The sequence below is a fragment of the Selenomonadales bacterium genome (assembly GCA_017442105.1).
Taxonomy (GTDB): domain Bacteria; phylum Bacillota; class Negativicutes; order RGIG982; family RGIG982; genus RGIG982.
This window is the reverse complement of the sequence record JAFSAX010000043.1, coordinates 1-1,597: the sequence shown is the minus strand read 5'-3', so window position 1 is coordinate 1,597 and position 1,597 is coordinate 1. Positions and strand designations below refer to the sequence as shown.

Below are 1,597 nucleotides of genomic sequence, written 5' to 3'. Positions count from 1 at the left end.
CGTCTATCTTAATAAAATCAACGCCCCACTCTGCGTACAGCTCGAAAATGCTGTCGTAGTAGGCTTTAGCGCCGTCTTTTTCAGGGTCAACGCCGTACATATCGGTGTTCCACTGGCAGATTGAGGAGGTCTTTGCTATCTGTCGTGCAGTCTTGTCGCTGCCTTTGATCGGCGTGTTCTGATGCACTGCCTGACGGGGTATTCCACGCATGATGTGTATACCGAATTTAAGTCCGAGGGAATGTACATATTCTGCGAGGGGTGCAAAGCCCTTTCCGCCCGCAGAGGAGGGAAAACGGTTCTCGGCAGGGATAAGACGGGAATATTCGTCCATGCAAAGCTCAGTGAACGGGTGGTAGTCGTGGTTCGTAGCGGTGGGCTGACTCCACTGAATATCAACAACTATGTAGTCCCAGCCGTACTGCTTGAGGTGCTTGGCCATAAATTCCGCATTGGCGCGGACAGTAGCCTCATTTACTGCGGGGCCGTAGCAGTCCCAGCTGTTCCAGCCCATAGGGGGAGTTTTTGCGATCATGTTTTTGTTCTCCTTTTTTGATAATTGCACTTATCGTCTGAAATATTCTACCACATTCCAAGCGATATTTCAACACCTTTTGCGCCAAAATATTGCAGTGCTGACGGTTTTATGCTATAATCATAAATGTACAGTTTATATATAATGAGAAGTAACATGGATAGTTTTATACAGGTTTACAAATTTGTTGCACATAAGATGTTACTTTTTAATTGCTTTCGCGTAAAAAGATAATGAAAAGAAAACACATTTCAGGAGGGCATACACTATGCAGCATTTGCAGTTAACTTACACACAGGCAGCCGATGACCTTATCCGCGGGGCAGAAGCTCTTGGCGGCGGCGCGGAGAGCAATATATTTGTGGTAGCAAGAAGAGAGAGCTGGCCTGAGAACTCTCTGGGCTTTGTAAATGAGCAGAATCAGGCGTCAGTGCAGATCTCTAAGAATTTCAATCGTATTTACTCTGCGATTCTCGGCAAGGATTTTGACGCAGCTACAGCAGAGCTTGATGATGTAATAAAGATCAGAGAAAATGTCTTGATCGACGGCAAGCCGATCGAATATGAGCCTAAAGCAACAAACTTCCATTCGGTTTTGGGCGTGATCTCCATGGCTGTTGCAAAAGAGCTTGCGGGTGTGCAGAATATGAAGACCGATGGTGCGCTGCTGCGTGATGGTACAACTAAGCCTGTAAGCTTTACGCTTGCGGATACCAAGGAGCCTCTTTTCGTTGATATGAAGAGCTATACCAGAGACACATCTGTAAAGCCTAGAAAGCCGTCAAAGCCTAACATTTTCAAGCGGATCATTCATGCTCTCTCGAACAGCGCGTTTAAGAATGATTTTGATAGATATGAGAGAAAAATGCAAGATTATAACGTACAGATGGAAGAATATAACAAACGTCATATTTACGATAGATTGGACGCTGCCATAGAAGCGCGTCAGAAGCGCGTCGAGGCAGAGAATAAAGCATGGCGTGACGCTGAGAATATAAAATCGCTTGGACATACAGACGATATGATCGAGCAGTTCGTTGAAAATGCGAAGGCGGCGGGTCT

2 protein-coding genes are annotated in these 1,597 nt (G+C 45.8%); one reads left to right on the top strand and one right to left on the bottom strand.

Annotated features, from left to right (window positions below; genetic code table 11):
• A partial coding sequence (locus tag IJN28_01755) for a hypothetical protein (GenBank protein MBQ6712499.1) occupies nt 1–535 on the bottom strand: 535 nt, incomplete at its 3' end.
• 268 nt (nt 536–803) lie between these two features.
• Between IJN28_01755 and IJN28_01750 the strand changes: the two genes are divergently transcribed.
• Nucleotides 804–1,597: hypothetical protein (locus tag IJN28_01750; protein ID MBQ6712498.1), on the top strand; the 794-nt coding region annotated here is incomplete at its 3' end.